Source organism: Aeromonas sp. 2692-1, from assembly GCF_013085505.1.
Classification (GTDB): domain Bacteria; phylum Pseudomonadota; class Gammaproteobacteria; order Enterobacterales; family Aeromonadaceae; genus Aeromonas; species Aeromonas hydrophila.
Genome location: NZ_CP038513.1, coordinates 4,674,416 through 4,693,608, shown reverse-complemented (window position 1 = coordinate 4,693,608; position 19,193 = coordinate 4,674,416). Strand labels below are relative to the sequence as shown.

General features: G+C 62.9%; 19 protein-coding genes. 5 read left to right on the top strand and 14 right to left on the bottom strand.

Going from position 1 to position 19,193, the window contains the following annotated elements; all coding sequences use genetic code 11:
- Window positions 1-48 precede the first annotated feature (48 nt).
- Window positions 49-1,092 (bottom strand): GMP reductase, encoded by a 1,044-nt coding sequence (locus E5E97_RS21860; RefSeq protein ID WP_171281085.1) that lies wholly within the window; start codon window positions 1,090-1,092, stop codon window positions 49-51.
- A 416-nt stretch (window positions 1,093-1,508) separates the two neighbouring features.
- On the opposite strand from E5E97_RS21860, the gene E5E97_RS21855 reads away from it, so the two are divergent.
- Window positions 1,509-2,015, top strand: a complete 507-nt coding sequence (locus E5E97_RS21855; RefSeq protein ID WP_043119333.1) for an ATP-dependent zinc protease — start codon at window positions 1,509-1,511, stop codon at window positions 2,013-2,015.
- Between the two features lie 55 nt (window positions 2,016-2,070).
- Here E5E97_RS21855 and E5E97_RS21850 read toward each other — a convergent pair whose 3' ends face one another.
- From E5E97_RS21850 to E5E97_RS21820, 7 genes are all read right to left on the bottom strand, one after another.
- Complete coding sequence (locus tag E5E97_RS21850; protein ID WP_171281084.1) at window positions 2,071-3,510, bottom strand: ATP-binding protein; 1,440 nt, start codon at window positions 3,508-3,510, stop codon at window positions 2,071-2,073.
- Window positions 3,507-4,196 carry a response regulator gene (locus E5E97_RS21845; protein ID WP_011706997.1) on the bottom strand — a complete coding sequence of 230 codons (690 nt, stop codon included), beginning with the start codon at window positions 4,194-4,196 and terminating at the stop codon, window positions 3,507-3,509. The genes E5E97_RS21850 and E5E97_RS21845 overlap by 4 nt, the downstream gene beginning before the upstream one ends.
- 82 nt (window positions 4,197-4,278) lie before the next feature.
- The gene (locus E5E97_RS21840) at window positions 4,279-4,917 is read right to left on the bottom strand and encodes a tetratricopeptide repeat protein (RefSeq protein WP_171281083.1); all 639 of its coding nucleotides are present in this window, start codon (window positions 4,915-4,917) and stop codon (window positions 4,279-4,281) included.
- A gap of 1 nt (window position 4,918) precedes the next feature.
- On the bottom strand, window positions 4,919-5,764 hold the full coding sequence (locus E5E97_RS21835) for an SDR family oxidoreductase (protein WP_039215594.1): 846 nt from the start codon (window positions 5,762-5,764) through the stop codon (window positions 4,919-4,921).
- Window positions 5,761-6,420, bottom strand: a complete 660-nt coding sequence (locus E5E97_RS21830) for a TenA family transcriptional regulator (RefSeq protein WP_171281082.1) — start codon at window positions 6,418-6,420, stop codon at window positions 5,761-5,763. The genes E5E97_RS21835 and E5E97_RS21830 overlap by 4 nt, the downstream gene beginning before the upstream one ends.
- Entirely contained in the window at window positions 6,417-7,883 is a 1,467-nt protein-coding gene (locus E5E97_RS21825; RefSeq protein ID WP_171281081.1) for an AMP-dependent synthetase/ligase, read from the bottom strand. The genes E5E97_RS21830 and E5E97_RS21825 overlap by 4 nt, the downstream gene beginning before the upstream one ends.
- Window positions 7,880-8,524: a thermostable hemolysin gene (locus E5E97_RS21820; RefSeq protein WP_049048255.1), complete on the bottom strand. Its 645-nt coding sequence runs from the start codon at window positions 8,522-8,524 to the stop codon at window positions 7,880-7,882. Before E5E97_RS21820 ends, E5E97_RS21825 begins: the two co-directional genes overlap by 4 nt.
- 217 nt (window positions 8,525-8,741) lie before the next feature.
- On the opposite strand from E5E97_RS21820, the gene E5E97_RS21815 reads away from it, so the two are divergent.
- The 3 genes from E5E97_RS21815 to E5E97_RS21805 all read left to right on the top strand — a co-directional run bounded on the left by E5E97_RS21815 (window position 8,742) and on the right by E5E97_RS21805 (window position 11,567).
- On the top strand, window positions 8,742-9,380 hold the full coding sequence (locus tag E5E97_RS21815; protein ID WP_171281080.1) for a class I SAM-dependent methyltransferase: 639 nt from the start codon (window positions 8,742-8,744) through the stop codon (window positions 9,378-9,380).
- A gap of 133 nt (window positions 9,381-9,513) precedes the next feature.
- Window positions 9,514-10,734, top strand: a complete 1,221-nt coding sequence (locus E5E97_RS21810) for a winged helix-turn-helix domain-containing protein (protein ID WP_171281079.1) — start codon at window positions 9,514-9,516, stop codon at window positions 10,732-10,734.
- Window positions 10,735-10,790: 56 nt separating this feature from the next.
- Window positions 10,791-11,567, top strand: coding sequence for an ABC transporter substrate-binding protein (locus E5E97_RS21805; protein WP_171281078.1), 777 nt, complete (start codon window positions 10,791-10,793; stop codon window positions 11,565-11,567).
- A 132-nt stretch (window positions 11,568-11,699) separates the two neighbouring features.
- On the opposite strand, the gene E5E97_RS21800 is transcribed toward E5E97_RS21805, so the two are convergent.
- Entirely contained in the window at window positions 11,700-12,341 is a 642-nt protein-coding gene (locus tag E5E97_RS21800) for a TetR/AcrR family transcriptional regulator (RefSeq protein WP_171281077.1), read from the bottom strand.
- A 93-nt stretch (window positions 12,342-12,434) separates the two neighbouring features.
- Here E5E97_RS21800 and E5E97_RS21795 point away from each other — a divergent pair, with 93 nt between their 5' ends.
- The gene (locus E5E97_RS21795) at window positions 12,435-13,133 is read left to right on the top strand and encodes a hydrolase (RefSeq protein ID WP_171281076.1); all 699 of its coding nucleotides are present in this window, start codon (window positions 12,435-12,437) and stop codon (window positions 13,131-13,133) included.
- A gap of 145 nt (window positions 13,134-13,278) precedes the next feature.
- On the opposite strand, the gene frdD is transcribed toward E5E97_RS21795, so the two are convergent.
- From frdD to E5E97_RS21770, 5 genes are all read right to left on the bottom strand, one after another.
- On the bottom strand, window positions 13,279-13,635 hold the full coding sequence (gene frdD, locus E5E97_RS21790) for a fumarate reductase subunit FrdD (RefSeq protein ID WP_011706986.1): 357 nt from the start codon (window positions 13,633-13,635) through the stop codon (window positions 13,279-13,281).
- Between the two features lie 112 nt (window positions 13,636-13,747).
- Window positions 13,748-14,146 (bottom strand): fumarate reductase subunit C, encoded by a 399-nt coding sequence (locus E5E97_RS21785; RefSeq protein WP_005298336.1) that lies wholly within the window; start codon window positions 14,144-14,146, stop codon window positions 13,748-13,750.
- A 16-nt stretch (window positions 14,147-14,162) separates the two neighbouring features.
- Window positions 14,163-14,897 carry a succinate dehydrogenase/fumarate reductase iron-sulfur subunit gene (locus tag E5E97_RS21780; protein WP_011706985.1) on the bottom strand — a complete coding sequence of 245 codons (735 nt, stop codon included), beginning with the start codon at window positions 14,895-14,897 and terminating at the stop codon, window positions 14,163-14,165.
- Window positions 14,890-16,674 (bottom strand): fumarate reductase (quinol) flavoprotein subunit, encoded by a 1,785-nt coding sequence (gene frdA, locus E5E97_RS21775; protein ID WP_011706984.1) that lies wholly within the window; start codon window positions 16,672-16,674, stop codon window positions 14,890-14,892. The genes E5E97_RS21780 and frdA overlap by 8 nt, the downstream gene beginning before the upstream one ends.
- 517 nt (window positions 16,675-17,191) lie before the next feature.
- Window positions 17,192-19,069, bottom strand: coding sequence for a methyl-accepting chemotaxis protein (locus E5E97_RS21770; RefSeq protein ID WP_045789212.1), 1,878 nt, complete (start codon window positions 19,067-19,069; stop codon window positions 17,192-17,194).
- Window positions 19,070-19,193: the final 124 nt, after the last annotated feature.

Genomic DNA, 19,193 nt, shown 5'->3' with positions numbered 1-19,193 from the left:
CGGTTGGCTGGCTTCTAACCGTCAGCGCATGACGGTGGCTGCGGCGAGTTACTCCTTGCCGTAGACGTTGTTCTCTTGCTCGCGCACCCGGATAAAGGTGGTACGCTTGGTGAGTTCTTTCAGCTGGCTGGCACCCACATACGTGCAGGTGGAACGCACCCCGCCCAGAATGTCGCGCACCGTGTTCTCCACCGGGCCGCGGTAGGGCAGCAGCACCGTCTTGCCCTCGGAGGCGCGGTACTCGGCGACGCCGCCGGCGTGCTTGTCCATGGCGCTCGATGAGCTCATGCCGTAGAACTTCATGAAGGGTTCGCCATCTACATCGACGATCTCGCCACCGCACTCCTCGTGGGCTGCCAGCATGCCGCCCAGCATCACGAAGTCGGCGCCGCCGCCAAACGCCTTGGCCACATCCCCCGGGCAGGTGCAGCCGCCGTCACCGACGATCTGGCCGCCGAGACCATGAGCCGCATCGGCACACTCGATGATGGCGGAGAGCTGCGGGTAGCCGACGCCGGTCTTGACCCGGGTGGTGCAGACCGAACCCGGGCCTATGCCCACCTTGACGATGTCGGCGCCGGAGAGGATCAGCTCTTCGACCATCTCGCCGGTGACCACGTTGCCCGCCAGGATGACGTGGTTCGGACAGGCCTCGCGGATCTTGCGCAGAAACTCGACGAAGTGCTGGGAGTAGCCGTTGGCCACATCGACGCAGATGAAGCGCAGGGCGCTGGACATGGCCAGGATCTGGCGGGTCTTGGTGAAGTCATCCTCGGAGGTGCCGGTAGAGACCATCACGTGACCCTGCAGCGCCGGGTCGGTCTCATTGACGAAGGTTTGCCACTGCGCAAGGCTGTAGTGCTTGTGGACTGCGGTCATCATCTCGAAGCTGGCCAGGGTACGTGCCATGGCGAAGCTGCCGACGGTATCCATGTTGGCGGCGATGACGGGCACCCCTTGCCATTGGGTCTGGGTGTGCTTGAAGGTGAACTGGCGGGTCAGGCTGACTTGGGAACGGCTCTTGAGAGTAGAGCGCTTGGGGCGGAACAGGACATCCTTGAAACCGAGCTTCAAGTCTTCTTCGATACGCATTACGAATTCCTTATTGAGCCTTGTTTGATAGGTCACTTTGCAGTGGCAACTTTTCGGCAGGCGCAAAAAAACCGGTGGTTTTCAGGCCCTCCGGTTTACAACAGTGTAGGCAAAAATCCCGTCGGAACAAGACTGATAATTCACTCAGCGTTGTGGTAGCCTTTGGCGTCACAACCTGAGCGCAGCCTTGGGTTTCATCCAGCCCCGTTTATCTCGTCTCGTCCGTCTACTTGAAATATCCTGATTGAATCCTGATTGAATCCTGTTTGGCAGGCTGCTGCGTGATCCTGACGTTACGCACCATGGCCGCGCTGGCGGCGGCGAGGCGGCCACGTTCACCAGTTGACAGCTGCCTTTTCCATCCCCACTCTGGGCTGCTCGGGCCAGCGTCGGCCCTGTCCTGACAAGGAGTGAAGATGTTCGGATTGCGAATGATGCCGCTGCTGTTGCTGGTCGGTCTCGCCCTGCCGGGAGCGGCTCGGGCTGCCTCCGATCCCGCCGTCTATGGCTGGATTGAGAAGGGACTCATCATGCCGAGTGGGGTGGCGGTGAAGATGAAGCTGGATACCGGGGCGCTTACCTCCTCGCTCGATGCACGGGATCTGCGCCACTTCAAGCGTGACGGCAAGTCCTGGGTGCGCTTTACCCTGCAGGTGACCGATGCCAATACCGACCGGCAGGTGAGTCAGACCCTGGAGCGACCGGTGGAGCACATGGTGACGGTGCGCGGTGCCGGCGGCATGGAGCAGCGCCCCACGGTCACCATGTCCATCTGCCTGGGTGACAAGGTGTATGAGGAGTGGTTTACCCTGCGCGATCGCAGCAAGATGATCTATCCGGTGCTGCTGGGGCGCCGCCTGCTGGCGGATCTCGGCGCAGTGGATTCGAGCCGCACCTTCACGGTGCAGCCGAGCTGTCGCTGAGGGAAGCGAACAATATAAAAAACGGGGGCCAGGCCCCCGTTTTTGATGGTGCTGATCAGGCTGGGCGAGAGGGGGCGGGCAGCAGCACGCTCACTTCCAGCCCCCCTTCCGGCCGGTTGTGGATGTCGAGATCGGCGCCGTGCAGCTGGGCGATGCGCGAGACGATGGCCATGCCGAGGCCGACCCCGTCCCCCTGCTGGGGATTGACCCGAAAGAAACGCTCGCACAGGCGCGACAGGGCGGCGGTGGGGATGCCGGGGCCGTTGTCGCGAATGTCGACCCTGACCCTGTGCCCCTCCTGGCGCGCCTCGACCGCGATCTCGCCCTGCGCCTGGGTGTAGCGCAGGGCGTTGTCGATGAGGTTGCTGAACATCAGCTCCAGCAGGGTGGCCTGCCCCATCACCGTCAGCTGCTCGGTGCCTTCCAGCGACAGCTGCTGATCCTTTTTCAGGGCGATGGGGGCCAGGGTGGCCAGGGTGCCCTGCAGCAGCTGGTTCAGGTTGAGCTCGGTCAGATCCAGCCCCTGCTGGTTGTCGATGCGGGCCTGGGTCAGCAGCTGGCGCAGCAGCCGATCGCTGCGATCGAGCGCCAGCAGCATCTTCTGCAGGGAGTGCTGACGAGTCTCGGCATCTTCGGCTGCCAGCGCGTTCTCGCTGTGGATACGCAGCACCGCCAGCGGGGTGCGCAGCTCGTGGGCGGCCTCGTTGGTGAACTGCTTCTCCCGCTCTATGGTGTCGGCCAGCGCGTGCATCAACCGGTTGATCTCGTTGGTGAGCGGGGTCAGCTCCTGGGCGCGGATCTTCAGGGTGAGCGGGCTCAGGTTGGCCGGATGGCGCTCACCGATGGCCTGGGCCAGCTGCCGCAGCGGCGCCAGCCCGCGGGAGATGAGCCACCACAGCAGGCCGAGCAGGAAGGGCAGGGTGATGAGCAGCGGCAGCATGGCCAGGGTGGCCATTTTGCTGGCCAGCTCGCTGCGCTCGTCATCCCGCTCCGCCACGATGAGCCAGGTGTGCTCGTCCTGGTTGTAAAGGGTGAAGGTGCGCCACTCGTGGTTGTCCTTGGTGACGTTGTTGAAGCCGGGAGCCAGGGCGCCGAGGGGCTGGCTCGGGGCGCTGGGGGAGCGCAGCAGTATGTGGCCCTGCTCGCTCAGCAGCTGGAAGTAGAGGTTGCGCTCGAATTCGTGGCCGAAGGGGGTGAGTTCCCTGTCCTCCCCCCGCAGGTTGAAGCTGGTGTCCTTCTGCCACTGATCCGGGTTGTGCTGCTCCCAGTCCTGATAGACGGTGCCGTTGGCGGGCAGTTCGCCATTTTGCTCCAGATAGCGGCTGAGCAGCTGGTTGGTGATGCGGGAGGACTGGGCGAGACGGGCATCGAACAGCTCCTCCATCTCGTGGTTGGCCTCCAGATAACCGATGAGGGCGCTGATGGCCAGGCTGGCGCTGACCAGCGCCAGGATGCCGGAGAGCAGGAAGCGGCGGATGGAGCGGGGACGCGTCATGCCCGGTGGTCCCGGCGCTGGGCCTGTTCAAGCTGGGGGACTATATAGCCGACCCCGCGGATATTGCGGATGAGATCGCTGTAGAACTTCTTGCGCAGGTGGTGAATATGCACCTCCACCGCGTTGCTCTCGGCCCCCTCGTCCCAGCCGTAGAGGCTCTGCTGCAGCTGATCTTTGCTCAGCACCCGGCCGCTCTGGGTGATGAGCTCCTGCAGCAGCTTGTATTCGTGGGGGGTGAGTTTGACCGGCTCGCCGCGATAGGTGACCTGCTGGGACTCGGGATAGAGCTGCAGCTCGCCGTATTCGAGTACCGCCTGGGCCTGCCCCTTGCTGCGCCGCACCAGGGCGCGCAGGCGGGCGTTGAGCTCCTGCAGGGCGAACGGCTTGACCATGTAGTCGTCGGAGCCTGCATCCAGCCCCAGCACCCGGTCGTCCAGGGCGTCGCGGGCGGTGAGGATCAACACCGGCAACGTCTGGCCTTCCCGGCGCAGCTTGCGCAGCAGGCTGATGCCGTCGATGTCCGGCAGGTTGAGATCCAGAATGAGCGCGGCAAACTCCTCGCTCTTGAGCACCGACAGAGCGGGCAGCCCCTGCTGCAGCCAGTCCACCGTGTAGCCGCTGCTGCGCAGGGCATCCACCATGCCGTCGCCCAGCATCACATCATCTTCCACCAACAGGATCCGCATTGTTATTCCCCTCAAAAGACGCTGCCCACCAGTATGCAAGCTGGTGGGCAGAGTTTAAATAGCGCTCTGATCCGACTTGGGTTTACAGCTTGTCGAGGCGATCGCGGATCTCGATGCGTCGACCCTGGTCCGCCAGCTCGCGACCTGGCCGGGGCGGGGCGCTCAGCGCCTTCTCCAGATAGCCCTTGGCCTCGGTCTTGCGACCCTGATCCAGCAGGAAGTCGCCGTAGAAGAAGTTGGGGTCGATGCCGGTCGGGTTGATGGCCAGCGCCTGCTTGAGCAGCTGCTCGGCCTTCTCGTCATCGCCAAAGCCCACCGGCCAGCCCGGTACCTGATAGTAGAGCGAGCCCAGACTGGTGTAGGCGGAGCCATCCAGTGCCTTGGGGTCCTGCTTGAGGGCGATCTCCAGCTTGGCCTTGGCCTCCTTGACCAGACCGAGCGCCCCCAGCCCGCCCTTGGCGCCGGCCCAGGTGCTCTTGACGATGGCCGACCAGATCAGCAGGTCGGTGCGAAAGGCCTCCTTGGCGCTGGCCTGATCGGCCTGGCTGCTCAGCTGTTCGAGACAGCTCTCCTTGGCCTTGCCGGTCTGCTGATACTGACAGACGGCCCACTGCTGCTGGATGACGGGCAGGGCGTCGGCGGCCTGGGCCATCCCCGAGCCCAGCATGAGCAGCAGGAGGGCGCCGTGGCTGAAACGGGGGCGAAAAGTGGCGTGCTTCATCTTAACGTTCCTTCTCTGTCATGACGGAAGTGGTGTGCCCCGCATTGCCGGCAGCGGGCGCCGCGTGGCGGGCATAGCGCTCTATGATGGGTTTTTGCTTGGCCAGCGCCCGGTCGACCAGGCCGGGCAGCAGGCCGTTGAGCCGCACGAACAGCTTTTCCGGCCAGCCTAGCCAGCTGCGGCGGGTTTCGTTGCACAGGGCGATGACGGCCTCCTCGGCCACGTCCTGCGGGCTGTCGGTGTGGGTGCCGAGCTCGGCATTCATCTCGTAGGCCGCCTCCGAATTGAGGCGGGTACGGGTGGCGCGGGGGGCAAAGTGCAGCACCTGGATGCCGGTGCCCTCCAGCTCGCGGCCGAGCGCCTCGCTGAAGCCGCGCAGGGCGAACTTGCTGGCGCAATAGACGCTGTAGCCGGCGTAGCCGATGGCGCCGAAGCTGGAGCCGACGTTCATGATCACCGCCGGTTTGCGCAGGCGGGGCAGCAACATGCGGGTGAGCTGGATCGGCGCCTCGACGTTGAGCAGCAGCTGGCGCTCGACCTGCTCGCTGCTCTGATCCTCCAGCCAGGCAAACTGGTTGCAGCCGGCGTTGTTGATCAGCACGTCCAGCCCCTCGTCCAGTGCCGGGTGCTGCAACAGTTTGGCCCTCTCCTGAGGCGAGCCCAGATCGGCGATCACCGTCTGGTGGCGCTCCGGGTGCGGCAGCTCCTTGCGAAGCCGCTCCAGTGCACTGGCCCTGCGTCCGTGCAGCAACAGGTGTGCCCCCTGGGCCGCCAGCTCCTGGGCCAGCGCTTCGCCGATCCCGCCGCTGGCGCCCGTGAGCAGCACGAGTTTTCCTTCAAGCTTCATGATGTCTGGTTTTCCGTCAGTTGATAGAGCATGTCGGCGTAGAGGCGGTAGACCACCTTGGCCGAGTGAATGATGGCCGCCTGATCGGCCGGGGCTTCCACCCGGTTCATCAGGGATTCGAAGAACTTGAGGTGCTCCTGATCCAGCGCGCCGTGGGAGCTCAGGTAGCTCATGGCCTGGGGGGGCAAGCCGAGACCTGCCTTGAGCTGATCGGCCACGGTCAGGGCGATGGCGACGCTGGTGCCTTCCAGCACCTGGACCATGCCAAAGAAGCCCATGGGGTTGCCGCGTTGTACCTGGTCATAGAGAAAGGCCACCATCAGTTCGATAGGCAGATCGGGCTGACCGTGGCGCACCGCCTCGGCATCGCCGCCGCAGGCGCGGATGTCGCTCAGGATCCACTCCTGATGGCCGTACTCCTCGTCGATGTACTCGGCGATGGCGCCGCGCACCCACTCATATTCCTGGCCCAGCTTGCCGCCGGTGGCCATCAAGAGCGGCACCGTGTGGCGCACGTGATAGAAGGCCTGGGAGAGGAAGCGCAGGTAGATGTCGCGGGAGATCTCCCCCTTGCGGCACGCCTCTATGATGGGGGCGTTGAACAGATGCTCCCGGGCCGGGGCGGTGGCTTGTTGCAGCACTTGATAGAAGCTCATGAAGTCTCTCCTGTAAGGCATTGGCTGATCTGCCGGGAAAAGTGGTGATAAATCCGCTCGCGACGGGGGCGACCGTTGGCGGTCAGCAGCTCCGGATGCTGATCCAGCGCCACCGGCAGCCAGTGATGGATGCGGGCATAGTCGGGCAGGCGGTGATTGAGCTGCTCGATCTGCTGGGCCAGCTGGGCATCGGCGCCGGGCAGTGGCTGGATCAGAGCGACGTTGGCCGGCTGGCCGTCGCCGAAGATCACGATGCGGGCGATGGCCGGACAGAGCTGGGCCTCCGCCTCGATCCACTCGGGGGAGAAGTTGCGGCCAAAGGCGGTGATCTGGACGTTTTTCTTGCGCCCGGTGATGTGCAGATAGCCCTCATCATCCAGGTGGCCCAGATCGCCGGTGGCGACCTGTGCTGGCATCGGTTCGTCGCTGCCCAGATAGCCGAGCATGGCGGCTCCCTCCACCAGGATCTCGCCGTCGGCGGCGATCGATACCCGGCAGTGGGGCAGTGGCTGGCCGACGCTGCCCAGGCTGTGGCCGTCGGGGCCGTTGAGGGCCACGACGGAGCCGCACTCCGACAGGCCGTACCCCTCGTAGACCGGCAGCCCCAGCTTGCGGGCCCGGCTGATGAGCTCGGGCGAGACCTTGCCACCGCCCACCGCGACGAAGCGCAGGCCGGCCAGCTGCTCGGCCAGCGCCGGGTTGGCGCTGCACAGGGCCAGCAGCAGGCGCAGCAGCTCGGGCACCAGCACCAGACTGTGGGTGGGCCAGCGCAGCAGGGCCTGGGCCAGGGTGGCCGGGTCCAGCTTGCTGGAGCCGGCAAAGCCGAGCTCCGCCAGCGAAGGGATGCGGCTGCAGGCGCCGGTGAGCAGCGGCACGTAGAGGCCGGTCAGATTTTCCAGCAGGGTGGTGAGCGGCAGCAGGGTCAGGTGCTTCTCGACGTTGGCCGGGGCAACCCGCTCGGCCAGCGAGGCGCAGACCGCCATCATCTGGGCCAGCGACAGGCAGACGCCTTTGGGCTGCCCTGTGGTGCCGGAGGTATAGGTGATCTTGGCGGTGCCGGCCGGCAGAGGCGGCAACCGGGCAGGGGGTCGGCGCCACAGCGGCAGCTCGCCGACCGCCAGTTGCAGCGGATCGCTGGCCTGCCAGCCGGGATGGTGGGGGCCGATCAGGGCGTCGGCGCCGCTGCTCTCCAGCAGCCACTCCTGCTGCTCCAGGCAGAAGAAGTGGGGGATCGGGATCACTACGATGCCGGCCATGGTGCAGGCAAGATCGATGAGCGCCCAGGGCAGGCCGTTGTCCAGCTGCAGCGCCAGCCGGCTGATCCCGGCCATCTGCAGGCGGTCGGCCAGCGGCGGCAACTGCTGCCACAGCGCCTCGTAGCTGAGGCTGTGCTGGCTGCTGGCGAGGGCCGGGCTATGGGGCGTCTGGCGGGCGAAGTAGGCGATTTGGTCAAACAGCATCATAAGGCGCTCCGGTGCGGGCAGTTGAACAGGGACGGCATGGGTGCCAGCAGGGAGAGCAGCAGGCTGCCCTGGGCCAGTGCCTGCCGTCCGAGGCCGAGATCGCCGACCATCACCTTGGGCTGGCAGTGGTAATAGGCGCCCCAGGCGCTGGCGTCGTCCCCCACCTTGTCGGCCTGGGCGGGGGCCAGCTCGACCGGGGTGAGGTGCAGGCGGTGAAAGCTGTTGCGCAGCTTGGCGGTGCCGGTGAATACAACATAATCGAGGTCGTTGTCGCACAGCAGGCGGCAGAGCGCCGCAAACATCAGGCGGGCGTTGCCGGGCTCGCTGCAGGCGAGGTTGCCCACCTCGACGATGCGATCACGCCGGGCGGGGGCGCCGAGCCGGGTTTCGATGGCGGCCTCGATGGGCTGCTCCAGATACTGCTCCAGATAGAGGCGCTCGCTGCTGGCCAGCTTGAGACCGCAGGCGCCGACCAGCAGGCCGTCGGCCCGGTAGAGGCCGAGCAGGCAGGGCAGAAAATGGGGAATGCGGGCATTGAACTCCTGGCTGTAGGCCGCCTGGATGTAGCCCTGCAGTGCCATGACCTGTTGCGGGGTATCGGCCAGCGTCAGCCGATAGGGGGCTTGAATGTCGGTGGTCATGGATGGCTCCTTCTTGTCGATTGTCATCAGACTAAAGGGGCAAACTTAAGAAACCCTTAAGAGGTAAAAAATCTGTTTCACACCGAGGCAACTGGTTGAAAAGAGAGGTAAAGCTGCGACCCGATCGTGGGGCAGCCGGACAAAAACCTTGTCAGCCGCCAGGCGGGCAGGCAAGCTGCGGCCACTTTTGACCGCCCCGCTTTCGAGAGGAGATGCCATGCCCCCCTTATCCTGCCCGCTCTGCTGTGCCGCCGATGCCTATGAGCTGCCGGTGGCCGGCAAGCTGTATCATCGCTGCCGGGCCTGCGAGCTGGTCTGGCTGGATGCGGCCGAGCACCTGGAGCCCGCGCGCGAGAAGGCGGTCTATGACGGCCACGACAACCAGGTGGATGATCCCCGCTATCGCCAGTTTCTGCAGCGGGCCTTCGGCGAGGTGCTGAGCCGCCTGCCTCCGCCGGCCTGCGGCCTCGATTTTGGCTGCGGCCCGGGCCCGGCGCTCATCGCCATGGGGCGCGAGGCGGGCTACCAGATGGCGGGCTACGACAAGTTCTATGCCGATGAGCCCGAGCTGCTGGCGCAGCAGTATGACTTCATCACCAGCACCGAGGTGATCGAGCACATCGCCACCCCGCGCGCCGTGCTGGACGGGCTGTGGGGCTGCCTCAAGCCCGGCGGCCTGCTGGTGCTGCAGACCCAGCGGGTGCTGGGGGACGAGCGCTTCCGGCAGTGGCGCTACCGCCACGATCCGACCCACATCGTCTTCTTCGCCGAAGCCTCGTTTCGTGCCCTGGCGGCCCGTTGGCAGGCGCAGGTCGAGTTTCCCCACGCGGATGTGGCGGTCATCACCAAACCCTGAACGGGGCATTTTCATTTGATGGCGGCTTGGGCATGCTGATGGCCTGATTGGCGGGGTCCGCTTGCCTGTTTCCCTGCATTGAGCCCCAGGCGCCGCCAGCCGCCCGTTCCCCGACACCAAGGAGTGGTTCGTCATGTCGATTCCCCATCTTTCACTGCAGGATGCCCGCCATTTGCAACTGGCGGCCCAGGGCCTGCTGACGCCGCGCCGTGGCAAGGCGCGAGCGGCCGACCTGCTGGCCACCATTCGCCGCATGGCGCTGCTGCAGATAGACACCATCTCGGTGGTGGCCCGCAGCCCCTATCTGGTGCTGTTCAGCCGGCTGGGACAGTACGAGCCGCGCTGGCTGGAGCAGTTGCTGGCCGATGGCGAGATCTTCGAATACTGGGCGCACGAGGCCTGCTTCGTGCCACGCGAGGATTACCGCCTGCTGCGCCATCGCATGCTGGATCCCGCCGCCATGGGCTGGAAGTTTTCGGCCAACTGGCTCTCCACCCATCAGCAGGAGATTGGCGAGATCATCGAGCGCATTCGCCAGCACGGCCCGGTGCGGGCGGCGGATTTTGAACGCAAGGAGGGGAAGGGCAACGGCTGGTGGGACTGGAAGCCGGAGAAGCGCCACCTGGAGGTGCTGTTTACCGCAGGCCAGCTGATGGTGCGCGAGCGGCGCAACTTCCAGCGGGTTTACGATCTGGCCGAGCGGGTGATGCCCAAGTGGCGCGATGAGCGGGATCTGCCGAGCCTGGAACAGGCGCAGAGGGACATGGTGCGAGCCAGTTGCCGGGCGCTGGGGCTGGTCAAGACCGGCTGGGTGGCTGACTACTATCGGCTGCGGCGCGGCAAATACGATGCCCTGCTCCACCAGCTGGCGGACGAGGGAGAGTTGCTGCCGGTGCGGGTGGAGGGGTGGCAGCACGGCGCCTTCGTGCACGCCTCGCTGGCAGATGAGCTGGCCCAGGCTCAGGCCGGCACTCTCAAGGCCAGCCACACCACGGCGCTGTCGCCGTTTGATCCGCTGGTCTGGGATCGCAAACGGGCCAGCGAGCTGTTCCAGTTCGACTATCGCATCGAGTGCTACACCCCGGCGCCCAAGCGCCAGTACGGCTACTTCGTGCTGCCGCTGCTGCATCACGGCAAGCTGGTGGGCAGGATGGACGCCAAGGCCCATCGCCAGCAGGGGATCTTCGAGATCAAGAGCCTCTATCTGGAGGCGGGGGTCAGGGTGACCCGGACCCTGGCGCAGGATCTGGCTAAAGCGCTGCAGCGGCTGGCCGACTGGCACCAGACCCCGACCTTGCGCTACGGCGCCATCCCCGCGCCCCTGCTGGCCCTGTGGCAGGAGGGGGCACCCTGACGGGGAGTGTCACGCCCACCTGAACTAAGCTGCAAGGGAAGCGAAGGAGGGAGACGATGACGCGATCCATGTTGTTGCTGCTGGGATGGGGCTTGGCCGGGCTGGTGGAGGCGGCCCAGCCCGAGGTGCAGATCTGCCTGGGGGAGGGCAACGAGTGGGCCCCCTTCACCTACTGGGAGCGCAAGGATGGCGTGCCCGACACCCGCCGTCTCACCGGCTCCGCCACGACCCAGGTGCTCGAGGCCCTGAAAAAGCTCGGGTTGCCCTACAAGATCCGTTATCTGCCCTGGGCGCGGGTGCAGCAGGAGCTGGCCGATTATCGCCAGAACCGCTTGTGTGAGCTGACTTGGGATGCAAGCTACAAGCCGGAGCGGGCGGAATATGCCTTCTACAGCGTGCCGCTCTACTACACCCATCTCGGATTTTTCTACCTCAAGCGGCGCTTCCCCGAGGCGCCCGATCTGCAGACGGTCAATCGCTCCCGGGTGTGCGGGGTGATCGGCTACAACTATGCCCCTTACGGACTGGCGCTGGAGCCGCGCCGGGTCAAGCAGCTGCAGCAGGCGCTGGACATGCTGGGGCGAGATCGCTGCGACTTTTTGCCCAGCGAGATTGAACCGCTGATGAGCGGCATCGGCCTTGGCATCTACCAGAGCGAGAGCGGCCTGCTCAACCTCGCCCTGCCCAGCCGCAAGGACTTCTATCTGCTGGTGAGCAAGGGATCGCCACGGGCCTATGAGCTGGTGACCCGTCTCAATCAGGTGTTCATCGAGTTTCAGGACAGCGGTTACAGCGACGAGGTGATGCGCCGCTTTTTGCCGCCGACAGAGTGACGACCATCAACAACCGGGCCTGGCGCCCGGTTTTTTATGGCGGTGATGGGGGGCTGGCGGCTTTTGGGCAGGTTCCGCGTTCAGATGTCATCTCGCCCGTTGCCGTGGTGCAGGCTCCTTGCCGAGGAGGCTTTACCCCCGCACCAGGCCGGGCAGGACCAGGGCAACGGCGGCGGCGATACGCGCGCGGATGTCGCTGCCCGGTGCCAGCAAGCCGAGCGCCATCTGGCGCAGCGGCTCCGCCATGGTCATCGCCAGCAGCAGATCGCTGGTCTGGGCGGTGTCCAGCTCGCGCAGCCAGCCCAGTTGTTGCTGGCGCTGCAACCACGCCGCCAGCGTCGCCCTGCCGCGGGCAATGCCGTTCTCCTGATAGGCCGCCAGCAGGGCATCGCGCCCCGCGAACTCATGCTGCAGCAGCCGGAACATGCCCACAGCCTGCGCGCTCAACACCTGGCTGGCAATGGCTTGCAAGCCCTGCTGCAGCATCTCCCCCAGCGCGCCTGGGTGAGCTGCATCCTGCTCGAAGGCCGGTTGAAAGGCATCGGTCCAGCTGCGCACCGCCTGCGCCACCAGTTCGTCGCGGTTGGCGGCGAAGCGGTAGAGGGTCTTCTTGGCAACCCCCGCCTGTTTGGCTACCGCATCCACGGTTGCGGCGCCGTAGCCTCCCTTGAGCAACAAGGTCAGTGTCGCCTCGGCCAGGGCGGCGCGCAGATCGACTTCCGGGGTGAGCGGGCGGCCTCGTGAGCGTGTTTCTTCATCGGTTTGCTGTGACATGGTTGCCTCCTGGAAAGCATTGACAGACCCAGCATACAGGCATAGCGTAAATTAGGAAACGAACTTCGTTTCCTAATTTTTTGGAGTCTCATCATGGATACTTCCCCGTTGTTTGCCCCCTGGGGCGTCAATGACATCAATGAGTTGCTCAGGCCGCAGCCGCTGCGCCTGGAAATGGGCCTGACCCGCAGCACCGACGGCCTGCTGACGGTCGCCATCCGCACCGATCTGCACGGTTGCAAGGGGCGCATGCTGGATTGGTGGTTCACCTTCTTCGAAACGACCCAGCACATCAGATGGTGGCACCCGCACGACCACGTCGAGCACCGGGGCTGGGACCATCACTGGAAAAGAGGAGAGCGCTATGTGGGGGCCAGCATAGATGCGGTGGAGTGGCTTGCCGAGCTGCCACCGGTGGCGGCCCGCCTCAAGTTCCACTGTGCCGAAGAGGTGTTCGCCCCGCAACCGCTGCAGGAGGCGCGGGAGACGCAGGCACTCTCTGCCGCCATCTGCGCCCGTATCGGCTTTGGCGACGAGGTAGCCCTGGATGAACAGGGGGCGCCGCTGGATGGCGAGATGCTGCACCTGGCGCGCGATACTTCCTATGGCTGTGTGCTGCGCAGCCGCTTCCTGCTGGGCAAGGCCTGCGCCAATCCGTTTGACGAGGTGCCGGACGAGGTAGGCTTCAACCTGATGCGCCACTGCTACAGCGAGTTCAGCTATCTGGCGCAGTTTCTGCCGTCGCTCTACTACGCGGAAAATGGCCGTGAATCGGCGCCGACGCTCTGGTGACGGGGGCTGATAGTTGGCATTGAACGTGGCTGAGTGCCTTGGCACAGCCAGGGAGCATGCCCGCTATCGGGCTGCGGTCTGAGCCGCCGAGGGGCCATAAAAAAACCGGGCACTTGGCCCGGTTTGTGATTGCGTCAGGATGTGCTTACTGGAATACCAGTACCATCAGCAGACCCAGAGTGATGGCGGACACCAGGAAGGCGAAGCCATAGAACACATAGTGGTGCAGCTTGGTGGTGTGGATCCCCAGATCATGCAGGCCGTGGTAGATGCGGTGCATGCCGTGCCAGATGGGCAGGGCGATGATCACCAGCAGGATGCAGGCACCCCACCAAGAGCTGGCGAACTCGAGTGCGCGTTCGTAGCTCATGGTCTCCACGTCCATGATGCCCATGGGCACCAGCAGACCGGTGATGAGGACAATGACCGGCAGCAGCATGGCAACCACCATGCCGCCGGCACCAAACAGTCCCCAATATATAGGCTCGTCAGAACGTCTCATATTTTTTCCTCAAATCATGATTGAGAGATCGTGGCCAACGTTTCTGAGTGACAGCCCGGCACCAAACAGGCACCAATAACTGGGTTCGTCAGAACGTCTCATGGTTTTCTCCTCAGGCCACGATGATCAGGACAAGCAGGGATACCACCGCCAGCGCCACATACTGGGCGATGACGATCGGCTTCTCCGGCACCAGGTCTTCGCCACGGAAGATGCGCATGGCTTTCGGGGCCAGTGCGAACCAGGTCTTGGCGTGGAACAGGCAGGCTGCCAGGGCGATGACATGGAACAGGATGGCGATCGGGCTTTGCAGGGATTCCAGCCAGCCGTTGAACGCCTCCTGACCCTGTACCAGCCGCAACAGACCCCACATCAGCACGACGGCGTAGATGGAGACGAAGATGCTGGTGCCTTCGCGGATCATGTAACCGGTGTAGAAGGCATTCTTCAGCCACCAGTCTTTCTTCATTTCGCGGACGTAAGGCTTACGTTTGCTATTGGTGTTGTTCATGGTCTCATTCCTGATCTCAATCTGGCTTGAACATGGCGATCATGTAGTCCTTGGCGCTCTCGACCTTGCCAAGCTGGATGGCCGCCGCCGGATCCACGCCTTTCGGGCACACTTCGGAGCAGTAGCCCACGAAGGTACAACCCCAGACGCCCTCGTCCTGGCTGATGATCTTCATCCGCTCTCTGGACGCGCTGTCGCGGTTGTCGGCGTTGTAGCGATAGGCCAGCGCCAGTGCTGCCGGACCGGTGAACTTCTTGTTGATGCCATATTGCGGGCAGGCCGCATAGCACAGACCGCAGTTGATGCACATGGAGAACTGATGATATTTCGCCATGTCAGCCGGGGTCTGGGTGTACTCGCCGTCGCACAGGCTGCGCGGCTCGGCCGGGATGATGTACGGCTTGATGCTCTCCAGCTTCTCGATGAAGTCGGACATGTCGACCACCAGATCGCGCTCGATCGGGAAGTTGTTGAGCGGCTCTATGGTCATCTTGCCCGGCAGGTAGTCGCGCAGGAAGGTCTTGCAACCCAGCTTGGGAATGCCGTTGACCATCATGCCGCAGGAGCCGCAGATCGCCATCCGGCAGGACCAGCGGAAGCTCAGGGTAGAGTCCAGATGATCCTTGATGTATTGCAGCGCATCCAGCAGGGACATCTCTTTGAGGTAGGGCACCTGGAAGGTCTGCATCCAGGGCTCGTTATCCTGCTCGGGACGGTAGCGCAGGATTTCAATTTCGATCATCTCAGCCATTCTTCTTAGCCTCGTCTTGTTTCTCACCCTCGGAACCGTATACGCGTTTCGCCGGTTGGGATTTAGTGATCTTCACATCGGAGTAATCGATGGTCGGGGCCCCTTCACCGTTGTAGAAGGAGAGAGTGTGCTTGAGGAAGTTCACGTCATCACGCTCTTCGTAACCGTCCAGACGCTGGTGGGAACCGCGGGACTCTTTCCGGTTGAGGGCGGAGTGCGCCATGGCTTCGGCCACGTCCAGCATGTAGCCCAGTTCGATGGCGTACAGCAGGTCGGTGTTGAAGACCGAGGACTTGTCGTTGATCTTGATCTTCTTGTAACGGGCCTTCAGCTCGTTGATCTTGTCGATGGTGCCCTGCATCAACTCTTCGGTACGGTAGATACCGACCCCGGCTTCCATGGACATGCCCAACTCGTTGCGGATATCGGCCGGGTTTTCGGTACCGTCGATATCGAGCAGGGAGAGGTGCTGCTTGATCAGCGCCTCGGCCTTGGCGGCCAGTGCCTGGGTGTTGCCGTGTTGCTGGGTCTTGGCAAACTCACCGGCGTGCTCGCCGGCGACCTTGCCGAATACCACGATCTCGGACAGGGAGTTGGAACCCAGACGGTTGGCGCCGTGCAGACCGACGGAGGCACACTCGCCCAGGGCGTACAGACCCGGCATGCGGGTGGCGCACTGACCGTTGGTCTCGATGCCGCCCATGGTGTAGTGGGCAGTCGGACGTACCGGGATCGGCTCTTTGACCGGATCCACACCCACGTAGGCCTTGGCCAGTTCGCAGATGAAGGGCAGACGCTCTTTGAGGTACTTCTCGCCGAGGTGGCGCAGGTCGAGGTGAACCACATCGCCCATCGGTCCCTGGATCACGCGGCCTTTTTGCTGCTCCTGCCAGAAGGCCTGGGAGAGGCGGTCACGCGGGCCCAGCTCCATGTGCTTGTTCTTCGGCTGGCCGACCGGGGTTTCCGGGCCCAGACCGTAGTCTTGCAGGTAGCGGTAGCCATCCTTGTTGAGCAGGATGCCGCCTTCACCACGACAACCTTCGGTCATCAGGATGCCGGTACCCGGCAGACCGGTCGGGTGGTACTGCACGAACTCCATGTCGCGCAGCGGCACGCCGTGGCGGTAGGCCAGCGCCATGCCGTCACCGGTGACGATGCCGCCGTTGGTGTTGTAGCGATAGACACGGCCGGCGCCACCGGTGGCCAGAATGACGGATTTGGCCTGGATGAAGCGGGTGATGCCGTTCTGGATGTCGAAGGTCAATACGCCCTGGACGCGGCCATCTTCCACGATGAGATCCATGCAGAAGTGCTCGTCAAAGCGCTTGATGGTCGGGTACTTGATGGAGGTCTGGAACAGGGTGTGCAGAATGTGGAAACCGGATTTGTCTGCCGCGAACCAGGTGCGGGGGATCTTCATCCCGCCGAAACGACGCACGTTGGCCTTGCCGTCTGGCTTGCGGCTCCAGGGGCAACCCCAGTGCTCCAGCTGGATCATCTCGTTGGTGGCATTGTTGACGAAGTAGTCGACCACGTCCTGCTCACACAACCAGTCGCCACCGGATACGGTGTCGTTGAAGTGGTTTTCGAGGGAGTCATCATCACGGACGACACCGGCGGCACCGCCTTCTGCGGCCACGGTGTGGCTGCGCATTGGGTAGACCTTGGAGATCAGGGCGATCTCCAGCTCCGGGTGGGCTTCTGCTATGGCGATTGCGGCACGCAGGCCACCGCCACCAGCACCGATGATGGCGACATCGGTCTTGATAATATCCACATCTGCCTCCTTAGGGATAGATTTGCTGGGCACGATTTTGCTCTATGAAAAAAATTCAGGCTTGATGCAAGTCAAACTGGTTTGTTTTAGTGCTTGGCAATGGTGACTTTTATCAAAATCACCCCATTCCTTGGATGAAAACGCCGTAATTATCGCCATCCTTCAGTTATCGGTATCAGCCGCTGTCATTACTATGGTTATTTTAAGCTCAGGATTATACGTAGTTTTCTTTCAAAAAAATGAGAAACACCTCTCTTTTTAGGTATTACCCATAAAGTTTTTAAGTTTTTTATCAAAAATATTTAATAAGAATTATTCACGGATAGAACAACACTGCACTTGAGTTCAAAAAACTAATCCGAATGTCGGCCTTGATGCGTTGCTTTATGACGAGATAGCGCTTCGTATGGGGATTTTCATCCCCATAGTCCCGATGGTTGATGTGGTAATAACTATTGAAACAAAAGCATTTTTTCATAAAAAAAGGGGCCTGAGTGGCCCCTTTGATTTCAGTTGATCAGATCCGGAACATGCCGACCTGATTGCTCAGTTCACCTGAAATATTTTTAAGTTGTTCAGACAGATGGCGAGAACTGTCGGCATCGACCGCCAGCTCGTCCGAGACATCCTTGACCGCCTGGATGTTGCGGCTGACCTCGTCGGTCACCGCCCGCTGTTCCTCGGCGGCGCTGGAGATCTGGGTGGCCATGTCGGAGATCTGGTTGATGGAGGCGGTGATCTGCTCCAGTGCCTGGGTGGCATCATTGGCATCTTCCACGCTGTTCTGGGCCAGCAATTGACCTTCGTGCATGGTGCTGACGGCGCCCTGAGTGTTGCGCTGCAGGGTTTCGATCATGCTGCGGATCTCGACGGTGGAGCTGTGGGTACGCTGGGACAGCACCCGCACCTCGTCGGCCACCACCGCAAAGCCGCGACCCTGTTCACCGGCCCGGGCCGCTTCGATAGCGGCGTTCAGCGCCAGCAGGTTGGTCTGCTCGGCGATGCCCTGAATGGTGGAGAGGATGGTGTTGATCTCCTGGGCATTCTTTTCCAATTCCTGAATGATGCCGGAAGCCTGCTTGACCTGGGTGGCCAGATCCGTGATGGAGCGCTGGTTGCGGGCGATCACCTGCTTGCCGTGCTCACAACTGCTGGAAGAGCTGCGGGCCGCATCGGCGGTCTGTTCGGCGTTGCTGGCCACCTCCACTGCAGTGGCGGACATCTCGTGCACCGCAGTGGCGATCTGGGAGATCTCGTTTTGCTGGCGAGCCAGACCCTGGCTCGATTTTTCCGCCATGTTGTGGGACGACTTGGCTTGCTGGTTCAGTTGGCCGGAGGAGTTGGAGATGTCCTGCACCATCACGTGGATCCGGTCGATGAAGGTGTTGACGTGCTTGGCGACGATACCCACTTCGTCTTCACGCTCGATCTTGACGCGGCGGGTCAGATCGCCGTTGCCGCGGGAGAGATCGGCAATCGCTTCACCCAGGGTTTTCAGCGGAGCCAGCGAGCCGTTGATGGCGACATAGGAGAAGCCGGCGACGATGAGGATGGTGAGCAGGCCTTGCAGCAGGGCGGAGGTCACCATGCGGGAGACGGACTGATAGGCGACTGCTTCATCCACCACTATGCCGAAATACCAGTTGGTGTTGGGGATCTCGGTCAGGTCGAACACGCTGGGTTTGCCGCTGATATCCATCTCGGAGATGGTGTTGTCATGGGCCAGCTCGTTGACCTTGGCGGCGGTCAGCTCGGGGGAGATGGCGGTCGCCTGTTTGAGGGTCAGATCCTTGTCCGGGTGGGCAATGATGGTGCCATTACTGTCCACAAGGATGGCGTAGGTCCCTTCCGAGTTGATGGCCAGCACATCGCGTACCAGGGCGTCGATGGAGACGTCACCGGCAATGACCCCCTGGGTATTGCCCCGGGTGAAGGGCTCGGCGATGGTGATGATCAGCTGGCCGGTGGTGATGTCGGCGTAGGGGGCCGTGATAGCCAGCTTGCCGGCGGCCATGGCGTCCTTGTACCAGGGGCGCTGACGAGGATCATAGCCGGCCGGCAGGTCGGTCGGCTTGCTCTGGATCATCTTGCCATCCTTGGTGCCCACATAGACCAGGTCAAAGTTGCCGGCATTCATGGATTGGGCCAGATGGCTGATGGGTTCGTCCTCCTTGGCGAAGGCCTCCTTGGTGGAGGTGACCATGCTGATGCGGGCGTCCAGCCAGCGGGAGATGCCTTTCACATTGGATGCCGAGCTGTCGTCGATGAAGCTCCAGATCAGGCGCTGGGTTTCGCTTCTCAGCTGAGTGGTGTTGTACCAGACCTGCAGGCCGGTGATGACCAGGATAATGACCCCGATGGCGAGGACAAGCTTGTTCTTGATGGATAAGTTCATGTTTACATCCTTGTGAGCGTCAGTCTGCGATGTGTGGTTTTATTGTTATGGGCCAACACTGTATCGGCCAAAGTAGAACTTTTTGTATCCCGGTGCGCCTTTAAATTTATAGCTTAAATCAGCG